This window comes from Pseudomonas sp. GW821-FHT03A09 (genome assembly GCF_059421065.1).
This window is the reverse complement of record NZ_JBWKUX010000010.1, coordinates 111,470-128,701: the sequence shown is the minus strand read 5'-3', so window position 1 is coordinate 128,701 and position 17,232 is coordinate 111,470. Positions and strand designations below refer to the sequence as shown.

The 17,232-nt window shown below is 59.3% G+C and carries 18 protein-coding genes; 9 read left to right on the top strand and 9 right to left on the bottom strand.

Features of this window, described 5'->3' with window-relative positions:
• Positions 1–542: 542 nt before the first annotated feature.
• Positions 543–761, top strand: a complete 219-nt coding sequence (locus AC07V4_RS19140) for a DUF2970 domain-containing protein (RefSeq protein WP_027606482.1) — start codon at positions 543–545, stop codon at positions 759–761.
• On the opposite strand, the gene AC07V4_RS19135 is transcribed toward AC07V4_RS19140, so the two are convergent.
• Positions 758–1,819 (bottom strand): ABC transporter substrate-binding protein, encoded by a 1,062-nt coding sequence (locus AC07V4_RS19135; protein ID WP_492636500.1) that lies wholly within the window; start codon positions 1,817–1,819, stop codon positions 758–760. The genes AC07V4_RS19140 and AC07V4_RS19135 overlap by 4 nt on opposite strands.
• Positions 1,820–2,243: 424 nt before the next feature.
• Between AC07V4_RS19135 and AC07V4_RS19130 the strand changes: the two genes are divergently transcribed.
• From AC07V4_RS19130 to poxB, 3 genes are all read left to right on the top strand, one after another.
• Positions 2,244–3,902, top strand: coding sequence for a nitrite/sulfite reductase (locus AC07V4_RS19130; protein WP_492636499.1), 1,659 nt, complete (start codon positions 2,244–2,246; stop codon positions 3,900–3,902).
• Positions 3,886–4,380, top strand: coding sequence for a DUF934 domain-containing protein (locus tag AC07V4_RS19125; protein ID WP_492636498.1), 495 nt, complete (start codon positions 3,886–3,888; stop codon positions 4,378–4,380). Before AC07V4_RS19130 ends, AC07V4_RS19125 begins: the two co-directional genes overlap by 17 nt.
• 149 nt (positions 4,381–4,529) lie before the next feature.
• Complete coding sequence (gene poxB / locus AC07V4_RS19120; protein ID WP_492636497.1) at positions 4,530–6,254, top strand: ubiquinone-dependent pyruvate dehydrogenase; 1,725 nt, start codon at positions 4,530–4,532, stop codon at positions 6,252–6,254.
• Positions 6,255–6,307: 53 nt separating this feature from the next.
• Here the strand turns inward: poxB and AC07V4_RS19115 are convergent, their stop codons facing one another.
• Positions 6,308–6,865 (bottom strand): NADPH-dependent FMN reductase, encoded by a 558-nt coding sequence (locus tag AC07V4_RS19115; protein ID WP_492636496.1) that lies wholly within the window; start codon positions 6,863–6,865, stop codon positions 6,308–6,310.
• Positions 6,866–7,092: 227 nt separating this feature from the next.
• Here AC07V4_RS19115 and AC07V4_RS19110 point away from each other — a divergent pair, with 227 nt between their 5' ends.
• Positions 7,093–7,329 (top strand): hypothetical protein, encoded by a 237-nt coding sequence (locus tag AC07V4_RS19110; protein ID WP_431752439.1) that lies wholly within the window; start codon positions 7,093–7,095, stop codon positions 7,327–7,329.
• Positions 7,330–7,388: 59 nt separating this feature from the next.
• Here the strand turns inward: AC07V4_RS19110 and AC07V4_RS19105 are convergent, their stop codons facing one another.
• Together AC07V4_RS19105 and gspG are read right to left on the bottom strand one after the other, a co-directional pair.
• The gene (locus AC07V4_RS19105) at positions 7,389–7,733 is read right to left on the bottom strand and encodes a hypothetical protein (protein WP_492636495.1); all 345 of its coding nucleotides are present in this window, start codon (positions 7,731–7,733) and stop codon (positions 7,389–7,391) included.
• 103 nt (positions 7,734–7,836) lie between these two features.
• The gene (gene gspG / locus AC07V4_RS19100; RefSeq protein WP_492636494.1) at positions 7,837–8,286 is read right to left on the bottom strand and encodes a type II secretion system major pseudopilin GspG; all 450 of its coding nucleotides are present in this window, start codon (positions 8,284–8,286) and stop codon (positions 7,837–7,839) included.
• A gap of 141 nt (positions 8,287–8,427) precedes the next feature.
• Between gspG and AC07V4_RS19095 the strand changes: the two genes are divergently transcribed.
• Positions 8,428–9,321: a LysR substrate-binding domain-containing protein gene (locus AC07V4_RS19095; RefSeq protein WP_492636493.1), complete on the top strand. Its 894-nt coding sequence runs from the start codon at positions 8,428–8,430 to the stop codon at positions 9,319–9,321.
• Here the strand turns inward: AC07V4_RS19095 and AC07V4_RS19090 are convergent.
• The 3 genes from AC07V4_RS19090 to dnaQ form a co-directional block, all read right to left on the bottom strand.
• Entirely contained in the window at positions 9,318–9,887 is a 570-nt protein-coding gene (locus AC07V4_RS19090) for a GNAT family N-acetyltransferase (protein ID WP_431752443.1), read from the bottom strand. The two genes, AC07V4_RS19095 and AC07V4_RS19090, sit on opposite strands and share 4 nt — an antisense overlap.
• Before the next feature lie 20 nt (positions 9,888–9,907).
• Positions 9,908–12,163, bottom strand: coding sequence for an Orn/Lys/Arg family decarboxylase (locus tag AC07V4_RS19085; RefSeq protein ID WP_492636492.1), 2,256 nt, complete (start codon positions 12,161–12,163; stop codon positions 9,908–9,910).
• A 234-nt stretch (positions 12,164–12,397) separates the two neighbouring features.
• Positions 12,398–13,138: a DNA polymerase III subunit epsilon gene (gene dnaQ / locus AC07V4_RS19080; RefSeq protein WP_492636716.1), complete on the bottom strand. Its 741-nt coding sequence runs from the start codon at positions 13,136–13,138 to the stop codon at positions 12,398–12,400.
• Positions 13,139–13,339: 201 nt separating this feature from the next.
• On the opposite strand from dnaQ, the gene AC07V4_RS19075 reads away from it, so the two are divergent.
• Complete coding sequence (locus AC07V4_RS19075) at positions 13,340–13,648, top strand: DUF2388 domain-containing protein (RefSeq protein WP_492636491.1); 309 nt, start codon at positions 13,340–13,342, stop codon at positions 13,646–13,648.
• 3 nt (positions 13,649–13,651) lie between these two features.
• Here the strand turns inward: AC07V4_RS19075 and rnhA are convergent, their stop codons facing one another.
• Together rnhA and AC07V4_RS19065 are read right to left on the bottom strand one after the other, a co-directional pair.
• A complete protein-coding gene (gene rnhA / locus AC07V4_RS19070) occupies positions 13,652–14,104 on the bottom strand; it encodes a ribonuclease HI (RefSeq protein WP_010210917.1) in 453 nt (150 codons plus the stop codon).
• A 30-nt stretch (positions 14,105–14,134) separates the two neighbouring features.
• Positions 14,135–14,893, bottom strand: coding sequence for a class I SAM-dependent methyltransferase (locus AC07V4_RS19065; RefSeq protein WP_492636490.1), 759 nt, complete (start codon positions 14,891–14,893; stop codon positions 14,135–14,137).
• A gap of 65 nt (positions 14,894–14,958) precedes the next feature.
• Between AC07V4_RS19065 and gloB the strand changes: the two genes are divergently transcribed.
• Both gloB and AC07V4_RS19055 read left to right on the top strand, forming a co-directional pair.
• Positions 14,959–15,726: a hydroxyacylglutathione hydrolase gene (gene gloB / locus AC07V4_RS19060; RefSeq protein ID WP_492636489.1), complete on the top strand. Its 768-nt coding sequence runs from the start codon at positions 14,959–14,961 to the stop codon at positions 15,724–15,726.
• A gap of 98 nt (positions 15,727–15,824) precedes the next feature.
• Entirely contained in the window at positions 15,825–17,231 is a 1,407-nt protein-coding gene (locus tag AC07V4_RS19055) for a transglycosylase SLT domain-containing protein (RefSeq protein ID WP_492636488.1), read from the top strand.
• The last annotated feature ends 1 nt before the right edge of the window (position 17,232 follow it).

The following is a 17,232-nucleotide window of genomic DNA, read 5'->3' as shown; positions in this document are numbered from 1 at the left end:
CACGGCCATCGCGTCTGGCGCGCGTTTGCCAGCGACACAGATCAAAGGTGGGAGCTGGCTTGCCTGCGAAAGCGGCGGCACTGCTGATGAATAGGCCGCCTGTGCCACCGCCTTCGCAGCCTCGCTGAAGCTCGACAGCTCCCACAGGAGATTGGCGGTGTTTGGGAAAACACTGCCGACACGGCCATCGCGTCTGGCGCGCGTTTGCCAGCGACACAGATCAAAGGTGGGAGCTGGCTTGCCTGCGAAAGCGGCGGCACTGCTGATGAATAGGCCGCCTGTGCCGCCGCCTTCGCAGCCTCGCTGAAGCTCGACAGCTCCCACAGGATATTGGCGGTGTTTGGGGAAACACTGCCGACACGGCCATCGCGTCTGACACGCGTTTGCCAGCGACACAGATCAAAGGTGGGAGCTGGCTTGCCTGCGAAAGCATCACCGCGGTGTCACTGACACACCGATGGCCCGCATCGCAGGCCAGCTCCCACATTGATTTACAGCCGTTGAACTATGCTGTCCCTCACACACCTTGTGTCGAGGGATGTATGGACGATCCAGTCAACAACAAACCCCCTACCTTCTGGCAAATGCTGCACAGTGTGATGGCAGCGGCGTTTGGCGTGCAGAGCGGCAAGAATCGCGCCCGCGACTTCACCCACGGCAAGCCCAGCCACTTTGTGATCCTGGGCATTCTGTTCACTGCTGTGTTTGCCTTGACGCTGTTCGGCATCGTCAAGCTGGTGCTGCATCTGGCTGGCGTTTAGCGCAACAGCAGTTGCAGGTTGAACGGATAACGGTAGGACACTGGCTTACCGACAGCAGAAAGTGACTGAAAATCGACCGGCGCCTGAGGGCCCAGCAGACGCTGTGCCTGGGCAGCATCAATCAGTTGGAACAACGTTTCCTTACGGTCGCGCCCGCCATAGGCATTGATGTCGACACCCTTGGCATCGTCATTGATCAACACCATGGCCCACCCGCCCAGAGTGAAATGCCCCGCCACCAGCGTACTCAACCGGCCATCCAGTCGCGCCTGCAATATCTCCGGTGAACTGTTCACCGCACTGAACAACGCATCCCTTCCCGGTGCTCGCCCGCTGTCCTCAAGCGCCTGCATGGCCCCCAGCGCCATCTCATCGTTGGCCGACCATACCAGCGTGGTCTGCGGGTAGCGCTTGAACAATTGAGTGGCTTGCTCGAAGGCGCGCTGGCGACTCCATTCACCGTAGACCAACTGGCGCAGACGCACCTCTGGGTGCTCGGCCAGCGCTCGACGCAGCCCCTGCTCACGCAATTGCGCGGCCGGGGTGTTCTTGGCACCGGAAAACGCCAACAGGTCGATAGTGGCGCCAGACGCGACCGGGCCGTGCTGACGCAGCAGATCACTCAACATCAGGTAACCGGCCTGCTCATCGTCGGCCACCATGCTGCAAAGCCAATCGATGCCACTGCCGAGCAATTGCGCCTGGTCAGCCGTCAGCGCGTTATTCACGATCAGCAGTTTGACCCCGCTGCCCTGGGCCATGCGCAGAATCTGCGGCGCAACGTATTGCTCGTTCACCAGCACCAGGTAATCCGGTCGCTCGCTGCCTTGCAACGCTTCCCGGGCCTGGACGAGCGTGTTGTCGGCATCACGCTCGGAATAGCGCACACGCAAATGCAAGCCGAGGTCCTTGGCCGCGGCCTGCATGAATTGCGCATAGCTGACCCAGAAGGTTTCCGTCGACATGCCAGGGTTGAGAAACACCACCGACGTTGCATGGGCCAGCGCCCCATACGTCGATCCCAGCAACCACACACACGTAATCAGAACCTTCAACATGGTTGTCCGAGCCTTGAACATTGACCGCCATGATAGTGGCATTACGACAGTCAATCGAGGCTCATTCAACACCCTTTTTACTGGTGGCTCACCCAGAACACAGCGGTGCCAACCACCAGGATAATCAGGAACAAAATCGCCCAGGCATCAACGGTACTGTCGGGTTTACGGGCTTTGGTTGAATTGCTCATCGCATCGCCTCTTGTCGGTTTTATAGGTGATTGCACGAAGACACGAGCACAGTAAAGTTGATGATTGCCCGCATGACAAATGTGGGTATCGCGATAACGGTTCTCATTAGTCAGTTTGGTTATTTACATATACCCAAACATCACTTTTGCGCATATACGCAAACTGGTATCGTGCGCCGGCTCCGTTGGGAGTGCGCGGCCGTGCGCGCAGATTTGCCGAGAACAGGACCTATATGTACGTATACGACGAATACGATCAGCGCATCATCGAGGACCGCGTCAAGCAGTTCCGTGATCAGACCCGACGCTATCTGGCAGGTGAACTGAGCGAAGAAGAGTTCCGCCCTCTGCGCCTGCAAAATGGCCTTTATGTTCAGCGCTTTGCGCCGATGCTGCGGGTAGCCGTGCCCTATGGCCAACTGACTTCGCGCCAGATGCGCATGATGGCCAAGATTGCCCGCGACTATGACAAAGGCTATGCCCACATCAGTACGCGCCAGAACGTACAGTTCAACTGGCCGGCCCTGGAAGATGTGCCGGACATCCTGGCTGAACTGGCCACCGTGCAGATGCACGCCATTCAGACCAGCGGTAACTGCTTGCGCAACGTGACCACCGACCAATTCGCCGGTGTAGCTGCCGATGAGCTGATCGACCCACGCCCGTGGTGCGAAATCGTCCGTCAATGGACCACCTTCCACCCTGAATTCGCCTACCTGCCGCGTAAGTTCAAGATCGCCATCAATGGCTCGACCTCGGACCGCGCAGCGATTGAAGTGCACGACATCGGCCTGGAGCCGGTGTACAACGCAGCCGGCGAGTTGGGCTTTCGCGTGCTGGTCGGTGGCGGCCTGGGCCGTACTCCAGTGGTCGGCGCCTTTATCAATGAGTTCCTGCCGTGGCAGGACCTGTTGAGCTACCTCGATGCCATCCTGCGGGTCTACAACCGCTATGGCCGTCGTGACAACAAATACAAGGCCCGGATCAAGATCCTGGTGAAAGCGCTGACCCCTGAGGTATTTGCCCAGAAAGTCGACGCCGAGATGGAGCACCTGCGCGGCGGCCAGACCACCCTCACCGAAGCCGAAGTACACCGTGTGGCCAAACACTTCGTCGACCCTGAGTACAAGGCCCTGAGCAATCAGGACGCCGAGTTTGCAGCGCTAGATAAAGAACACCCAGGTTTCGCCCGCTGGCGTGGGCGCAACACCCTGGCACACAAGCAGCCGGGTTATGTCGCCGTGACCCTGTCGCTGAAACCTACCGGCGTGGCGCCAGGTGATATCACCGACAAACAGCTGGACGCCGTCGCCGACCTCGCCGACCGCTACAGCTTCGGCCAACTGCGCACCTCCCACGAGCAGAACATCATTCTCGCGGATGTGGAGCAAAGCCAACTGTTCACCCTGTGGGGCGAGCTGCGCGAGGGCGGTTTCGCCACGCCGAACATCGGCCTTTTGACCGACATCATCTGCTGCCCAGGCGGCGACTTCTGCTCCCTGGCCAACGCCAAATCGATCCCGATTGCCGAGTCGATCCAGCGCCGCTTCGATGACCTGGACTACCTGTTCGACATCGGCGAGCTGGACTTGAACATCTCCGGCTGCATGAACGCCTGTGGTCACCACCACGTCGGCCACATCGGCATCTTGGGCGTGGACAAGAAAGGCGAAGAATTCTACCAAGTGTCCCTGGGTGGCAGCGCCAGCCGCGATGCGAGTCTGGGCAAGATCCTCGGCCCATCCTTCGCCCAAGAAGCCATGCCCGAGGTGATCGGCAAGCTGATCGACGTGTACATCGAACAGCGCACCGAAGATGAACGTTTCATCGACACCTACCAGCGCATCGGCATCGACCTGTTCAAGGAGCGCGTCTATGCAGCGAATCATTAAGAACAACGAAGTCCTCGACGAAACCTGGCACTTGCTGCCCAAGGACGCGAGCTTCGACGGCATCTCCAACTGCGACGACCTGATCGTGCCGTTGGCCCTGTGGCGCGAACACGGTCATGCCCTCAAGGCTCGCGATGGCGGCCTGGGCGTATGGCTGGACGCCGATGAAGAAGCCGAAGAGATTGGCGAGGACGTGGCGCACTTCCAGGTCATCGCCCTGAACTTCCCGGCTTTCACCGACGGTCGCAACTACTCCAACGCCCGTCTGCTGCGTGACCGTTACGGTTACAAAGGCGAGCTGCGCGCCATTGGCGACGTGCTGCGCGACCAGTTGTTCTACCTGCACCGCTGCGGGTTCGATGCCTTCGCCTTGCGCGCCGACAAAGACCCGTACGAAGCGCTGAAAAGCCTCAAGGATTTCTCGGTGACCTATCAGGCCGCTACGGATGAACCGTTGCCGCTGTTCCGTCGCCGATAACGCTTGGCAAATGAAAAAGCCCTGGCATGCCAGGGCTTTTTTGTGGCCGTCATGACGCAATCTTCATACTAAAGGGTGAACATCCGCCTTGATCGAACTGTCCTCTACTGATCAGCAGCTTTTAACCTCACTGACGATTGGAGTTCTTCATGGCGAAAATCAACCTGGCCCAGCAATTGGCGAGCACCCTTGAACAGGCGGGCATCAAACGCATCTGGGGTTTGACTGGCGACAGCCTCAACGGCCTGACCGACGCCCTGCGCACCATGGACAGCATCGAGTGGATGCACGTTCGCCACGAAGAAGTCGCTGCGTTCGCCGCAGGTGCCGAAGCCGCTGTCACCGGTGAATTGGCCGTATGCGCAGGTAGTTGCGGCCCGGGCAATCTGCACTTGATCAATGGCCTGTTCGACTGCCATCGCAACCATGTGCCCGTGCTGGCTATCGCCGCGCAAATTCCGTCCTCGGAAATCGGCCTCAACTACTTTCAGGAAACCCATCCTCAGGAGCTGTTCAAGGAGTGCAGCCACTTCGTCGAGCTGGTGAGTAACCCCGCGCAGATGCCCGAAGTGCTGCACCGCGCCATGCGCTCGGCGATCCTCAATCGCGGCGTGGCGGTGGTGGTGCTTCCTGGGGATGTGTCGCTGCTGGAAGTCGAAGACAAACTCAAGCCCTGGCCCGCCCTGCACGCGCCGCGCACCCTGCCCGCCGAACAGGACCTGCAACGCCTCGCCGACCTGCTCCAGGGCAGCCAGAAAGTCACCCTGCTGTGTGGCAGCGGCTGTGCCGGTGCCCATGCCCAAGTAGTCGCCTTGGCTGACGCCCTCGGTGCACCCGTGGTGCACGCTTTGCGCGGCAAGGAGCATGTGGAGTGGGACAACCCGTTCGACGTGGGCATGACTGGCCTGATCGGCTTCAGCTCGGGCTACCACGCCATGCTCAACTGCGACACGCTGGTCATGCTCGGCACCGACTTCCCCTACCGTCAGTTCTACCCGACTGACGCCAAGATCATTCAGGTCGACCACAACCCGCAGGCCCTCGGCCGTCGCGCCACCTTGGACCTGGGCATCGCCGCCGACGTCAGCGAGACCATCGATGCACTGTTGCCCCGCTTGACCCGCAAGAGCGACCGCAGCTTTCTCGACACCTCATTGAAACACTATGAGAAAGCACGTCAGGGGCTGGATGACCTGGCCCAGCCGTCAAAAGCCAATCGCCCGATACATCCGCAATATGTCGCACGCTTGCTCAGTGAGCTGGCAGACGATGATGCGATTTTTACTGCCGATGTAGGTTCACCGACCGTTTGGGCTGCACGCTACCTGAAGATGAACGGCAGGCGTCGTCTGATCGGCTCGTTCAATCACGGTTCCATGGCCAATGCCATGCCCCAGGCCATCGGTGCCCAAGCGGCATTTCCCGGGCGCCAGGTGATTTCGATGTCCGGCGACGGTGGGTTCACCATGTTGATGGGGGATTTCATTTCCTTGACCCAGTTGAACCTGCCGGTGAAAGTCATCGTGTTCAACAACTCATCCCTGGGTTTTGTCGCCATGGAAATGAAGGCGGCAGGCTACCTGGATACGGGTACCGAGCTGAAAAACCCAGACTTCGCGGCGATGTCCAGCGCCATGGGTATCCTGGGGATTCGCGTGGAGCAATCAGAAGACCTGGAGCCGGCGCTACGCCGTGCCCTTGCGCATAACGGGCCGGTTTTAGTCGACGTGGTTACCGCTTCCCAGGAATTGGTCATGCCGCCAAGCATCAAGCTTGAGCAAGCCAAGGGGTTCAGCCTGTATATGCTCAAGGCGGTCATGAGTGGGCGTGGCGACGAGGTGATTGAACTGGCGCGCACCAACTGGCTGCGCTGATCTAAAAATGCGGGAGGGGCTTGCCCCCTCCCACATTGGATTGCACTGCCAAGTCAGGCTTTTTGTTTTTCCACCCATTTTGCGTAGGCGTCGATGAAGGCCTGCAGGAATGGCTTGGTTTTCTCCGAGACCTTGCCCGACTCATCAAACACACTGCCCGCACCGCCCAGGTAGGCTTCCGGTTGCTGCATACAAGGCACATCCAGGAACACCAAGGACTGGCGCAGATGATGGTTGGCGCCGAAACCACCAATGGCGCCCGGCGATACGCTGATGATCGCCCCCGGCTTGCCACTCCAGGCGCTTTTGCCATAAGGGCGGGAACCCACGTCGATGGCATTCTTCAACGGCGCGGGCACGGAACGGTTGTATTCCGGGGTCACGAACAACACCGCGTCGGATGAGCTCACTTGTTGACGGAAAGTACTGTAGGCTGCCGGCGGCGCACCTTGATCGGTGTCCTCGTTGTAGAGCGGCAAATCACCAATTTCGACAATGTTCAACTTGAGGTTGGCCGGGGCCAGTTCGGCCAATGCCAGGGCGACCTTGCGGTTGATCGACTCTTTTCTCAAGCTGCCAACCAGGACAGCAATCGTGTAGACCTTGCTCATTGAGGTTTCCCGACGTCTGACTAAAGGAGTGTGTAGTTATAGAGCCTCCGTGGCGTGTTCACCAGCAGGTTTTGATAATCCCCCAGCCGTTTGCCACGCAACACTACGCGTAGGAAACGTCTGAAATATTCAACGAATAGTATTTTTTTCCTATAGGTAAACTACCCCGCTCCATGACGGTCTACAGAACCGCAAATCGAGTGTTTATCTCCAGAGGTTCTAAACAGATGGCTGCAGTACTTGTCGGACAGTTCCATGCCAGAGACGCAGAGGGACGCGTGTATTCGGTGCATGAGTTCCAGGAATCCAACCCGGCGCAGGACAGCCAGGCTGGCTCGACGCCTTCCACCACCTACAAGTTGGCCATTGGCGACCGCGTAGAAAAACTGGAAGGTGATGAATTCAAATTGATCCAGTCAGGCACGATCATCGTGCGCGAATCGCCAACCACCCTCGCCTCATAAGACCCCGCCTGGTCGACCTGCTCAGTCCTGGCCCTTGACGCCATTGACTGGGCCGGGGGTCACCGATTACGTATCTCCGTCACCTCGATACCCTGCTCACCGTCAACTTGCTTGAGCGTCACCATCAACTGCCCTCTCTCGCCCTCGACGACAAACATCGAACGCTTGTATCCCGATGCGTTGCTGGTGGGGTAAGCGATAACCTGCCTGACCAACGCCATTTCCAATACAGCACCCACGCGTTCGCTCACCGGCTCTTGGGCGCGGATAAAAGCTTCGAGTGCGAGGGTTTCAGGCGAGTGTTCTTCGTGATTGTTCAAGAGATAAGCAGCCGCACACCCCACGGTTACCAGCACCAGGAGTTGTTTGGCCGTTACCCCGAAAAAGTTCGTGGGTAGAGGCATTCGAGACCAGACCTATTGTTGTTTTAAGTGCCGAGTCGTCGGCATTGGTCGTTGATGATCAGACGCGTCATTCTAATCAGGTCGCCAGGTAATGCCAGATCTATCAGAGGTCGCCGTAGGTAATATCTTTGTTTTCCCCGACACCGCCCAGCGTGCGGTCCTTGCCGAACGAGAACAAGTCAAAGGGTGTATTGGGCTGGTTCGACGGGTAGTGATACTGGTAGGCAACGCCCCAGGGGTCCACCAGCAAGTCCTCGCTGATGTAAGGGCCTTGCCATTTCGACTCGCCGGCCGGTTGCCGAGTGAGCGCTTCCAACCCTTCGTCATCGCTGGGATAGCGACCGATGTCTTGATGAAAGCGTTCGATAGCCCCGCCCAACTGACTCACTTGGGCTTTCGCGCTGGCTATCTCGGCCACGTTCACATCACCAAACAACCGTGGCCCCAAGGCCAGGGCCAATAGGCCAATGATGAGTAGCCCCACCAATATCGCCCAGCGCGTATAGCCACGCTGGCTGTGCCGCTGTCCGTTGACTGTATTTGATCCGGGCATTGGAACACTCCCTGATGATCCTCGGTTCGTACGCTCTTTATAGGGCCTGCTCATTGCAGTTGCACGCACGATTTACAGCACAAGACTCGCTCTTTTCCCACAGCCATTGAAACCCCGTCCCGCGCACCCTAGACTCCGGCGATGCGTTTACGTCATATCGAAGTGATTCAAGCCATCTTGCAAACCGGACACCTCGGCACCGCCGCCGAATGGTTGCAACTCCCCGTGGGCGATGTGGATGCCGCGCTCAAGGACGCCGAGCAGCAATTGGGCTTCATGCTGTTTGCCAGTGTACGCGGGCGTTTGCAAGCCACCCGCGAGACTCTTGAGTTGCAGGCTGAAATCGCCCACCTGTACGAAGCGCTGGAGCCCGTGCAGCGCCTGGCCAGCCGCTTGAAGCACCACCATGCCCCGACCCTGCGGGCCTTGTGCACTCCGCCCCTGGCCAACCAGTTGCTGCCGCAAAGTATCGCCGTGCTGCGCCGACGCTTCCAGGACACGCCGTGCAACCTGTCGAACCAGCCGACCCGCGAGATTGTCAGGAGCCTGCTGCTGCACGAAGCCGACGTGGGTCTGAGCCTGCATGACCCGGAACATCCTCAAATCCAAAGCACCGTGCTGGCCCAGGGCAAACTGCAATTGCTTGCTCCCCATGGCTGGCTCAAACCCAAGCAGAAGTACATTGCGCTACAAGACCTTGCCGGGCAGTCGATGATCGGCCTCGAAGGCCAGGACCCGATGAGCCGCCTGCTGGACGCCAAACTGCAAGCCCTGCGCCCACTGCCGGTGGTACAGACGCGGGTACAGACCTACCAGATGATGCGCAGCATGGTAGAGGCCGGGGAAGGTTTGGCGATTGTCGATCCCTTTACCGCGTTTGGCGCACGGGAGGCAGGGTTGGACGCATGCCCGGTGTCACCGCCGATCCTGGTCAACCTCTATGCACTGAGCCTGAAGGACAGCGCGACCTCCCCGGCCCTGAATGCGTTGCTGGAGATTGTCACGCAGAAGGCCGAAAGCCTGTTGGCGGGTTAAGGCGATTCGGTTTCCGTCTTGAACAAGCGGTACCAGAAAATCGCCACCTCGCGGGTTTGCGGATCAATGCCGCGATAGCGCAGGTGATCGACACCGCCCATTACATACCCACAGCGCTCATACAAGCGACAAGCCCCGAGGTTGTTGTTCTGGGTTTCCAGCATCATGCCCGGCAGGCTTTTCTTGCGGCTCCAGAACTGCGCCACGTCCAACAGCGCCTTGGCCACCCCATGGCGCCGCGCAGGCAGGGCCACCGCCAACTCATCAACGTGCGCAAAGCCGTTCCAATTGGTGCTCACCACGATGTGCCCCACCGCCCGGTCATCGAGGTAAGCCATGAAGATTGCACTGTCGGCGGCATCACGGAAACTGGCGAATTCTTCAGGGTCGATGCCATAACACTTGCGATACGGCAGGACCCGTTCCACGGGCCACTCATCGACCCGCTTGCCCATCTGCGGCAGGCCATAGGCGCTGACCTCAAAGCTGAAATCATTGCCCCACACGTAGGTATCGAAACCCTCGTCGGCCACCCGGACACTGAGCCCCGGATACTTCGGATTCATTACAGCTTGCATAACCATCCTTAACCCTTGATGCAGTCGACGGTGTAACAACGACCATTGCCGTCATCTTCGTGTTGCAACCCATGAACATCGGCAACAAACCCAGGGAAACCGCTATCGAATGTACGGGCGAACGCCAGGTAATCAATGATCGACCGCGTTGCCTCGGTAAAACGTTCGCCGGGCATGATCAATGGAATGCCCGGCGGGTAAGGCACCAGCATCACGGCTGCGATGCGCCCTGGCAAGGCGTCTATGGATACAGCTTCCACCTCGCCCTTGACCAACTGGTCGTATGCATCGGCCGGTTTCATCGCAATCTCGGGCAGTACCGTGTACATGCGCTTGAGGTGCTTCGCGGTGGCATTGCTGCGGTAACAACTGTGCAATTGGTCGCATAGGTCACGCAAACCCAGGCCCTGATAACGCGACGTCCCCTGGGCATACACCGATGGCAAGCAAGTGGCCAGGCTGACATTCGCGTCGTAGTTGCGTTTGAACTCCAGCAACTCGGTGAGCAAGGTACTCCATTTACCTTTGGTAATCCCCATGGAAAACAACACGAGGAACGAATACAGGCCAGTCTTCTCCACCACCAGCCCGCGCTCCCAGAGAAACTTGCTGACCACCGCCGCAGGAATACCACAATCGCTCAAGGCACCGCCGGCGCTGAGACCGGGCATCACTAGCGTGACTTTGATGGGGTCCAACAACACATAATCCTCGGCCACGTCGCCAAAGCCATGCCAATCATCTCCGGGATGCAACAGCCAATCCGTCGTGGCAACCCGATCGATACCTGCCACCGACGGCGGTTGCCAAATTGAGAACCACCAGTCTTCAGCGGCGATATGCTGGCGCAGGTTGGCCAGCGCACGACGGAAGCTCAGGGCTTCATCGAACATCTCCTGCAACAGCGAACGCCCGGCCGGGCCTTCCATCATGGCCGAGGCGACGTCCAGCGAGGCAATGATGCTGTACTGCGGCGAGGTCGAGATATGCATCATGAAGGCTTCGTTGAAGCGGTCGCGGTCCAATTGGCGGGCACCGCCATCCTGCACATGGATCATCGACGCCTGACTGAATGCGGCCAGCAACTTATGCGTCGAGTGGGTGGTGAACACCAGCGGGCTGTCCGGCGTACGCGAGGTGCCCATGCCGTAGCGACCGGCGAAAAACTCGTGGAAGGCCGCATAGGCGTACCAGGCCTCATCAAAGTGCAGCACCTCAACGCTGCTGCCCAGTTGCTGCTTGATCAACTCTGCGTTGTAACACAGGCCGTCGTAGGTCGAGTTGGTCACCACCGCCATCTTCACCTTCGGCGGCCGACCACGGGTTAAAGGGCTGGCATCGATCTTGGCGCGGATGGCCTCGGGGCTGAACTCGCTCAGGGGAATCGGGCCGATGATGCCCAGTTCGTTGCGCTCCGGGCACAGGTACAGCGGGATCGCACCGGTCATGATGATCGAATGCAGCACCGATTTGTGACAGTTGCGGTCCACCAGCACCAAGTCATTGCGACCGACCATGGAGTGCCAGACGATCTTGTTGGCGGTGGACGTGCCATTGATCACGAAGAAGGTGTGATCAGCACCAAAGTTGCGTGCGGCACGAGCCTCGGCTTCCGCCAGCGGGCCGGTATGGTCCAGTAGCGAGCCAAGTTCCGGCACGGAAACGGACAAGTCCGAACGCAGTGTGTTTTCCCCAAAAAACTGGTGGAACGCCTGCCCCACCGGACTTTTGCGATAGGCCACGCCGCCCCCATGGCCGGGAGTGTGCCAGGAGTAGTTGGAATCGGCAGTGTGCTGCACCAATGCCTTGAAGAACGGCGGCAACAAGCCATCCAGGTAAGCACGCGCGGCGCGAGCGACTTGCCGGGCGAGAAACGGCACGGTGTCTTCGAACAGATAAAGAATGCCGCGCAGTTGGTTGAGTTCACTCATGGCGTCGGCCGGGGCGTTTTCCAAGGTGACTTGCTCGCCGAGAGCGAAGATTGGCAGGTTGGGTGCCCTCACCCGCGCCAGGCGAATCAGCTCGACCATGTTTTGCAGCAGATGGGTATTTTCCCCGGCCCCTTCGGCAGCGATCAGCATGCAGGCCAGGCCGTGATGGGTCGACGCCACCAGACGGCCTTCGGCATAGTCCACTGCGGAAAAGATACTGAAGCCCTCTTGCTCCAACTCCCTGGCGATGCCTCGAACCCGGTCACCGGCAACGGTGTCGGCCTTGATGTCGCGGTGCACGATCAGAACGGGGAACTTCAGGTCTTTGTACATGACGGCTTGTAGTCCTGAGGGCTATGCACTCAGGGTAGAAGCTGGGAGAGGATGTGGCGAATGAAGATTCTTGAGAGCGCTGCAAATCACCTGTGGGAGCCAGCTTGTGTGGGAGCCGGGCTTGCCCGCGATGCAGGCACCTTGGTGTGTTAGTCACACCGCGGTGATGCCATCGCAGGCAAGCCAGCTCCCACACAAGCCAGCTCCCACATTTTCAACTGCGCTCGGCCGGGATTATTGCTCGGTCAGCTGCGACCACAACGCCGGTGCCCCGGCCGACTTGGCAATTGCTTCCAACCGGGCCGCATGCTCGGCCAGGTCTTGCTCGCTGGCCCGGATAATCGTGGTGGGTGTGCGATCGGTCGGCAGGCGGCGGATTTCCGAAGGGCGATTGCCCGAGCCTTCCGCGGAGCCGCTGCCGTCCGACGCGTTACCGGCCAGGGACAGGCTCGTCTGGCCGCCGGTCATGGTCAGGTAGACGTCGGCGAGAATCTCGGAGTCGAGCAAGGCGCCGTGCAGTTCACGGCCGGAGTTGTCGACACCGTAGCGTTTGCAAAGGGCATCGAGGCTGTTGCGCTGGCCCGGATGGCGCTCACGGGCCATCATCAGGGTATCGAGAATCGAGCAGTGCTTGGAAATATCCGCTCGATCCGTCTGCCCCATCAAGGCGAATTCGTTATTGATAAAGCCGACGTCGAACGCCGCGTTGTGGATGATCAACTGGGCGCCGTTGATGAACTCGAAGAACTCATCAGCCACTTCGGCAAAGCGCGGCTTACCTTTGAGGAATTCATCGGTGATACCGTGGACGCCGATGGCGCCTTCGTCACTGTCCCGGTCCGGTTGCAGATAGACGTGGAAATGACGACCGGTGAGACGGCGACCCATCAACTCGACGCAGCCGATTTCGATGATCCGGTGACCATCGGTCACCGGCATGCCGGTGGTTTCGGTATCGAGTACTACAGATCGGATGGCCATCAGGGTTCAGCTCTCAACGGTGTGATGTATTTCAAGGGACGGGATATTAGCACGTCATGTCCCAGGCGACCCAAGACTGTCCCAAGGCATTAAACCCTCGACAGTTTTTAACAATCCTTAGCAAAGCTGCAGCAGTTTGCCCAAGGCGCCCTTGCTAGCCTGCACACCCCAGTTGATGCAGACCCCGCAAACACCATGAACCCACCAAAACTACTGTGCGCGCTGCTGCTGTTGGGCAGCACCTGCACGGCGCAAGCCACCAGTTTCGTCATGACTACCGACTTTCTGGTGAGCCTGTCCATGAGCGCAACCAAAGGCACCAGTTCTTCATTCAGGGACGACAAGATCGTTCAGGCAGCGAGGGACGACGCCGAATCCTTTGTCGCCACAGACGGCCAGATCCGTGGCGTGCGCCTGGAAGCGGCGCTGACACATATTCGCGAACGCCTGCCGGAGCAAACCTTCACCGACATGCAATTGGCCCAGGCCATCACTGCGCTTTGAGCATCAGCTCTGCTTGTAACCACGCACTTCGTCTACGCCTCGGTTAGCCAATTGGTCGGCCCGTTCGTTACCGGGATGACCAATGTGCCCACGCACCCATTTCCAGGTAATGTCGTGGCGATTGCATTGCTCATCGAGCAATTGCCACAGGTCGGCATTCTTGACCGGTTCCTTGGCCGCCGTCTTCCAGCCACGCTTCTTCCAATTGACCATCCACTCGTTGATACCCTTCATCACGTACTGCGAGTCGGTTACCAACAGTACGTTACAACGTCGCTTGAGCTCTTCCAGGCCGCGAATGGCGCCCATCAACTCCATGCGATTGTTGGTGGTATTGGGCTCGCCGCCCCAGAGTTCCTTCTCCACGCCCTTGCACACCAGCAAGGCGCCCCAGCCGCCTGGGCCAGGGTTGCCCTTGCAGGCGCCGTCGGTGAAGAGTTCTACGCTATCGGTCATCGGTTACTCGGTCTGAAATCAAGAAGAGGTTTACGGTTCACTTTGCTTGCGATTGACCTTGGCCATCGGCATCGGCACCAGTTTGCCCACGGGCTGGCGTAACACCTGACGCACCGGTCGTAGCCCAACCACAATCTTGCGCGCTACCAACAAATAGAAGCCGCCACCCGACAGTTGCCAGGCCCCAGCCCGGCGTTCCCAGCCAGCCAGACGCGCCTGCCACTTGGTCGAGGCAAGCGGCGGACGATAGCACCCGAAGCGGCGTTTCTCCAGCGCGAAGCCCAGCAGGTTCAGCCAGTCGCCTACTCGCGAAGGCGCGATGCAACGCGCCTGGCGCAGGCCATCGTGGGCGAACACATGGCGCAGCCCCCAACTGCTCCAGGGGTTGATGCCAATAATCAGCAAATGGCCACCAGGGCGTACGCTGCTGGCAGCTTCACGCAGCAAACCATGGGGCGACAGGCAAAAGTCCAGGCCATGCTGCAACACCACCACATCGGCGGCGTGTTCGCTCAGCGGCCAGGCTTGTTCCTCGCAGACGATTTCCACCCCCGGCAACGGCGCGCCCAGGCGCACATTGCGTTGCACCTGCGGCGCCGATGGCGGCGTTTGCGCCGAGGGACCGTAGTGCACGAGGTAGCCACCAAAGAACCGGCCCAGCTCGTCTTCGAGCATGCGCCGTTCTTCATCCAGCAGGAATTGCCCAATCGGCCCGGACAGCCACTCGCGGGCCGCGCTGATCAGGGCCAGCCACTCAGGATCGGCCTGGGCGAACGCTTTATCAGTCATTGCATTCTCCAACTCGCCTAGACGTTCTAAGATGCACCAATGTGTTCAGCTTGGCGAATCGAAGAATGATACAGATCAGTGCGCTACCCGCCTTCACCGACAACTACATCTGGTTGTTACAAGACCCACGCACCCAGCACTGCGCTGTCGTCGACCCGGGTGATGCCGAACCGGTACTCGCTTGGCTCAAGGCCAACCCTGGCTGGGTGCTCAGCGACATCCTGATCACCCACCATCACCATGATCATGTCGGCGGCGTCGAGCAACTGAAAAGTGTTACAGGGGCCAAGGTCTATGGCCCCGCCAACGAGAAGATCCCGGCGCGGGACGTTGCCCTGCAAGATAACGATCGCGTGACAGTGCTGGGCTGGGACTTCGACGTCTATACAGTGCCCGGCCATACCTTGGGCCACATCGCCTATTACCATCAGGGCGTACTGTTTTGTGGCGATACCCTGTTTGCCGCCGGATGTGGGCGTCTGTTCGAAGGCACGCCCGAGCAGATGCACACCTCCCTGGAGCGTCTGTCCGCCCTGCCTGCCGACACATTGGTGTACTGCACCCACGAATACACACAAAGCAACCTCAAGTTTGCCCAAGCAGTGGAACCGGATAACGCCGATATCGCCGAACGGGTGGAAAACGTCCGCCAACGGCGCGCGCGGGGTGAAATCACGTTGCCGTCCGACTTGGCCCTGGAAAAACGCACTAACCCCTTTCTGCGCACCTCTGAAACATCCGTTAAACAAAAAGCGGACGAACGGAATGGCCGCGACAACCGCTCTGGGGCCGAGGTGTTTGCTAGCTTGAGGGCGTGGAAAGATAAGTTCTAACGTGAAGCAATCTGATACGCAATTTCTGAATGGTTGACCGGAACCAAAGTGCTTTCTAGAATCGCCCGACATTTTTGCCCGGAACTTACTTCCAGCCAATGTCGTCATCTATTCGCAAATCCATCTCTTCAGACGCATTGACCCGCCTGGCTCAAGCCGTGGCGGTGGCTGTGTCCGCGACTCTGGCGGGCTGCCAATCGACAAATTTCGCTGCACAATCCACCGTGCAACCCAAACCCAATCTTGCCGCCAAGATCAAGCAAAAACCTATCTGGCTCTCAGAGAAGCCCAGCCCCGAAGTGCCCCAGGATGTCTGGGAACGCATGCGACGGGGCTTTCAATTGCAGGACGGGGTAGGCGTCAACCCGCGCATTGAGCAGCAGCGCTTGTGGTTCGCCAGTAACCCGTCCTTCCTGGAGAACGCCGGAGAACGCGGCAGTCTCTACATTCATTACATCGTCGAACGCCTTGAAGAACGCAACATGCCCCTGGAGCTGGCGCTGTTGCCAGTGATTGAAAGTGCCTACAACCCAATGGCCTATTCCCGTAGCGATGCGGTCGGCCTGTGGCAGTTCATCCCCTCCACCGGGCGCTACTTCAACCTGCGCCAGACCCGGGCGTACGACGGCCGCCGCGACATCACCGCTTCCACCACCGCCGCCCTGGACTACCTGACACGCCTGCATGACATGTTCAACGGCGACTGGTTGCTGGCCCTGGCGGCGTATAACGCCGGCGAAGGCACGGTCAGCCGGGCCATCGAGCGCAACGAAAAGCTCGGCCTGCCCACCGACTATTGGAACCTGCCCCTGCCCCAGGAAACCAAGGACTACGTGCCCAAGTTCCTGGCGCTGTCCCAAGTGGTGCTGGCCCCGGAAGCGTACGGTGTCAACCTGAACCCGATCGCCAACCAGCCGTACTTTGAAGTCGTTGAAGTCAAGCAGAGCATGGACCTGTCTCGGGTTGCCGCGCTGGCGGAAATCGACGAAGACGAACTGTTCCAACTCAACCCGGCCCTGAAACAACGCACCACCCTGGACGGTCCCCAGCATTTGCTGGTGCCAAGTTCCAAGGCGCAGTTGCTGACCAGCACCCTTTCGACGATGCGGCCGGAAGAGTTGCTCGCCATGCGTCCGAAAAAGGCGGTGTTCGACGAAGTCGAGACCAAGACAGTGGCCGGACGCACCCGCAGCTATAAAGTGCGCACGGGTGACAATCTCACCCAGATTGCCAAGGCCAACAAGGTCGACGTGCATGACCTGCAGCGCTGGAACAAGCTCAACGGCCAGGCACTCAAGGTCGGCCAGACCCTGGTGATGCAGGACACACGCAAAGTCGTGGCCAGCAGCAAGAAGCCGGTGCAGTACAAGGTCAAGAAAGGCGACTCGCTGTACATCGTTGCCAAACGGTTCAACGTCGAGATGCAACATCTCAAGCGCTGGAACCCACGGACTGGCCAGGCGTTGAAGCCGGGGCAGATGCTGGTGGTTTCCGGGCCGCGATAAG

What these genes read in the sequence shown, in the direction of transcription:
- AC07V4_RS19140 (WP_027606482.1), top strand. Translation starts at nt 543, where the DNA reads ATGGACGATCCAGTCAACAACAAACCCCCTACCTTCTGGCAAATGCTG.
- AC07V4_RS19135 (WP_492636500.1), bottom strand. Translation starts at nt 1,819, where the DNA reads ATGTTGAAGGTTCTGATTACGTGTGTGTGGTTGCTGGGATCGACGTAT.
- AC07V4_RS19130 (WP_492636499.1), top strand. Translation starts at nt 2,244, where the DNA reads ATGTACGTATACGACGAATACGATCAGCGCATCATCGAGGACCGCGTC.
- AC07V4_RS19125 (WP_492636498.1), top strand. Translation starts at nt 3,886, where the DNA reads ATGCAGCGAATCATTAAGAACAACGAAGTCCTCGACGAAACCTGGCAC.
- poxB (WP_492636497.1), top strand. Translation starts at nt 4,530, where the DNA reads ATGGCGAAAATCAACCTGGCCCAGCAATTGGCGAGCACCCTTGAACAG.
- AC07V4_RS19115 (WP_492636496.1), bottom strand. Translation starts at nt 6,865, where the DNA reads ATGAGCAAGGTCTACACGATTGCTGTCCTGGTTGGCAGCTTGAGAAAA.
- AC07V4_RS19110 (WP_431752439.1), top strand. Translation starts at nt 7,093, where the DNA reads ATGGCTGCAGTACTTGTCGGACAGTTCCATGCCAGAGACGCAGAGGGA.
- AC07V4_RS19105 (WP_492636495.1), bottom strand. Translation starts at nt 7,733, where the DNA reads ATGCCTCTACCCACGAACTTTTTCGGGGTAACGGCCAAACAACTCCTG.
- gspG (WP_492636494.1), bottom strand. Translation starts at nt 8,286, where the DNA reads ATGCCCGGATCAAATACAGTCAACGGACAGCGGCACAGCCAGCGTGGC.
- AC07V4_RS19095 (WP_492636493.1), top strand. Translation starts at nt 8,428, where the DNA reads ATGCGTTTACGTCATATCGAAGTGATTCAAGCCATCTTGCAAACCGGA.
- AC07V4_RS19090 (WP_431752443.1), bottom strand. Translation starts at nt 9,887, where the DNA reads ATGAATCCGAAGTATCCGGGGCTCAGTGTCCGGGTGGCCGACGAGGGT.
- AC07V4_RS19085 (WP_492636492.1), bottom strand. Translation starts at nt 12,163, where the DNA reads ATGTACAAAGACCTGAAGTTCCCCGTTCTGATCGTGCACCGCGACATC.
- AC07V4_RS19075 (WP_492636491.1), top strand. Translation starts at nt 13,340, where the DNA reads ATGAACCCACCAAAACTACTGTGCGCGCTGCTGCTGTTGGGCAGCACC.
- rnhA (WP_010210917.1), bottom strand. Translation starts at nt 14,104, where the DNA reads ATGACCGATAGCGTAGAACTCTTCACCGACGGCGCCTGCAAGGGCAAC.
- AC07V4_RS19065 (WP_492636490.1), bottom strand. Translation starts at nt 14,893, where the DNA reads ATGACTGATAAAGCGTTCGCCCAGGCCGATCCTGAGTGGCTGGCCCTG.
- gloB (WP_492636489.1), top strand. Translation starts at nt 14,959, where the DNA reads ATGATACAGATCAGTGCGCTACCCGCCTTCACCGACAACTACATCTGG.
- AC07V4_RS19055 (WP_492636488.1), top strand. Translation starts at nt 15,825, where the DNA reads ATGTCGTCATCTATTCGCAAATCCATCTCTTCAGACGCATTGACCCGC.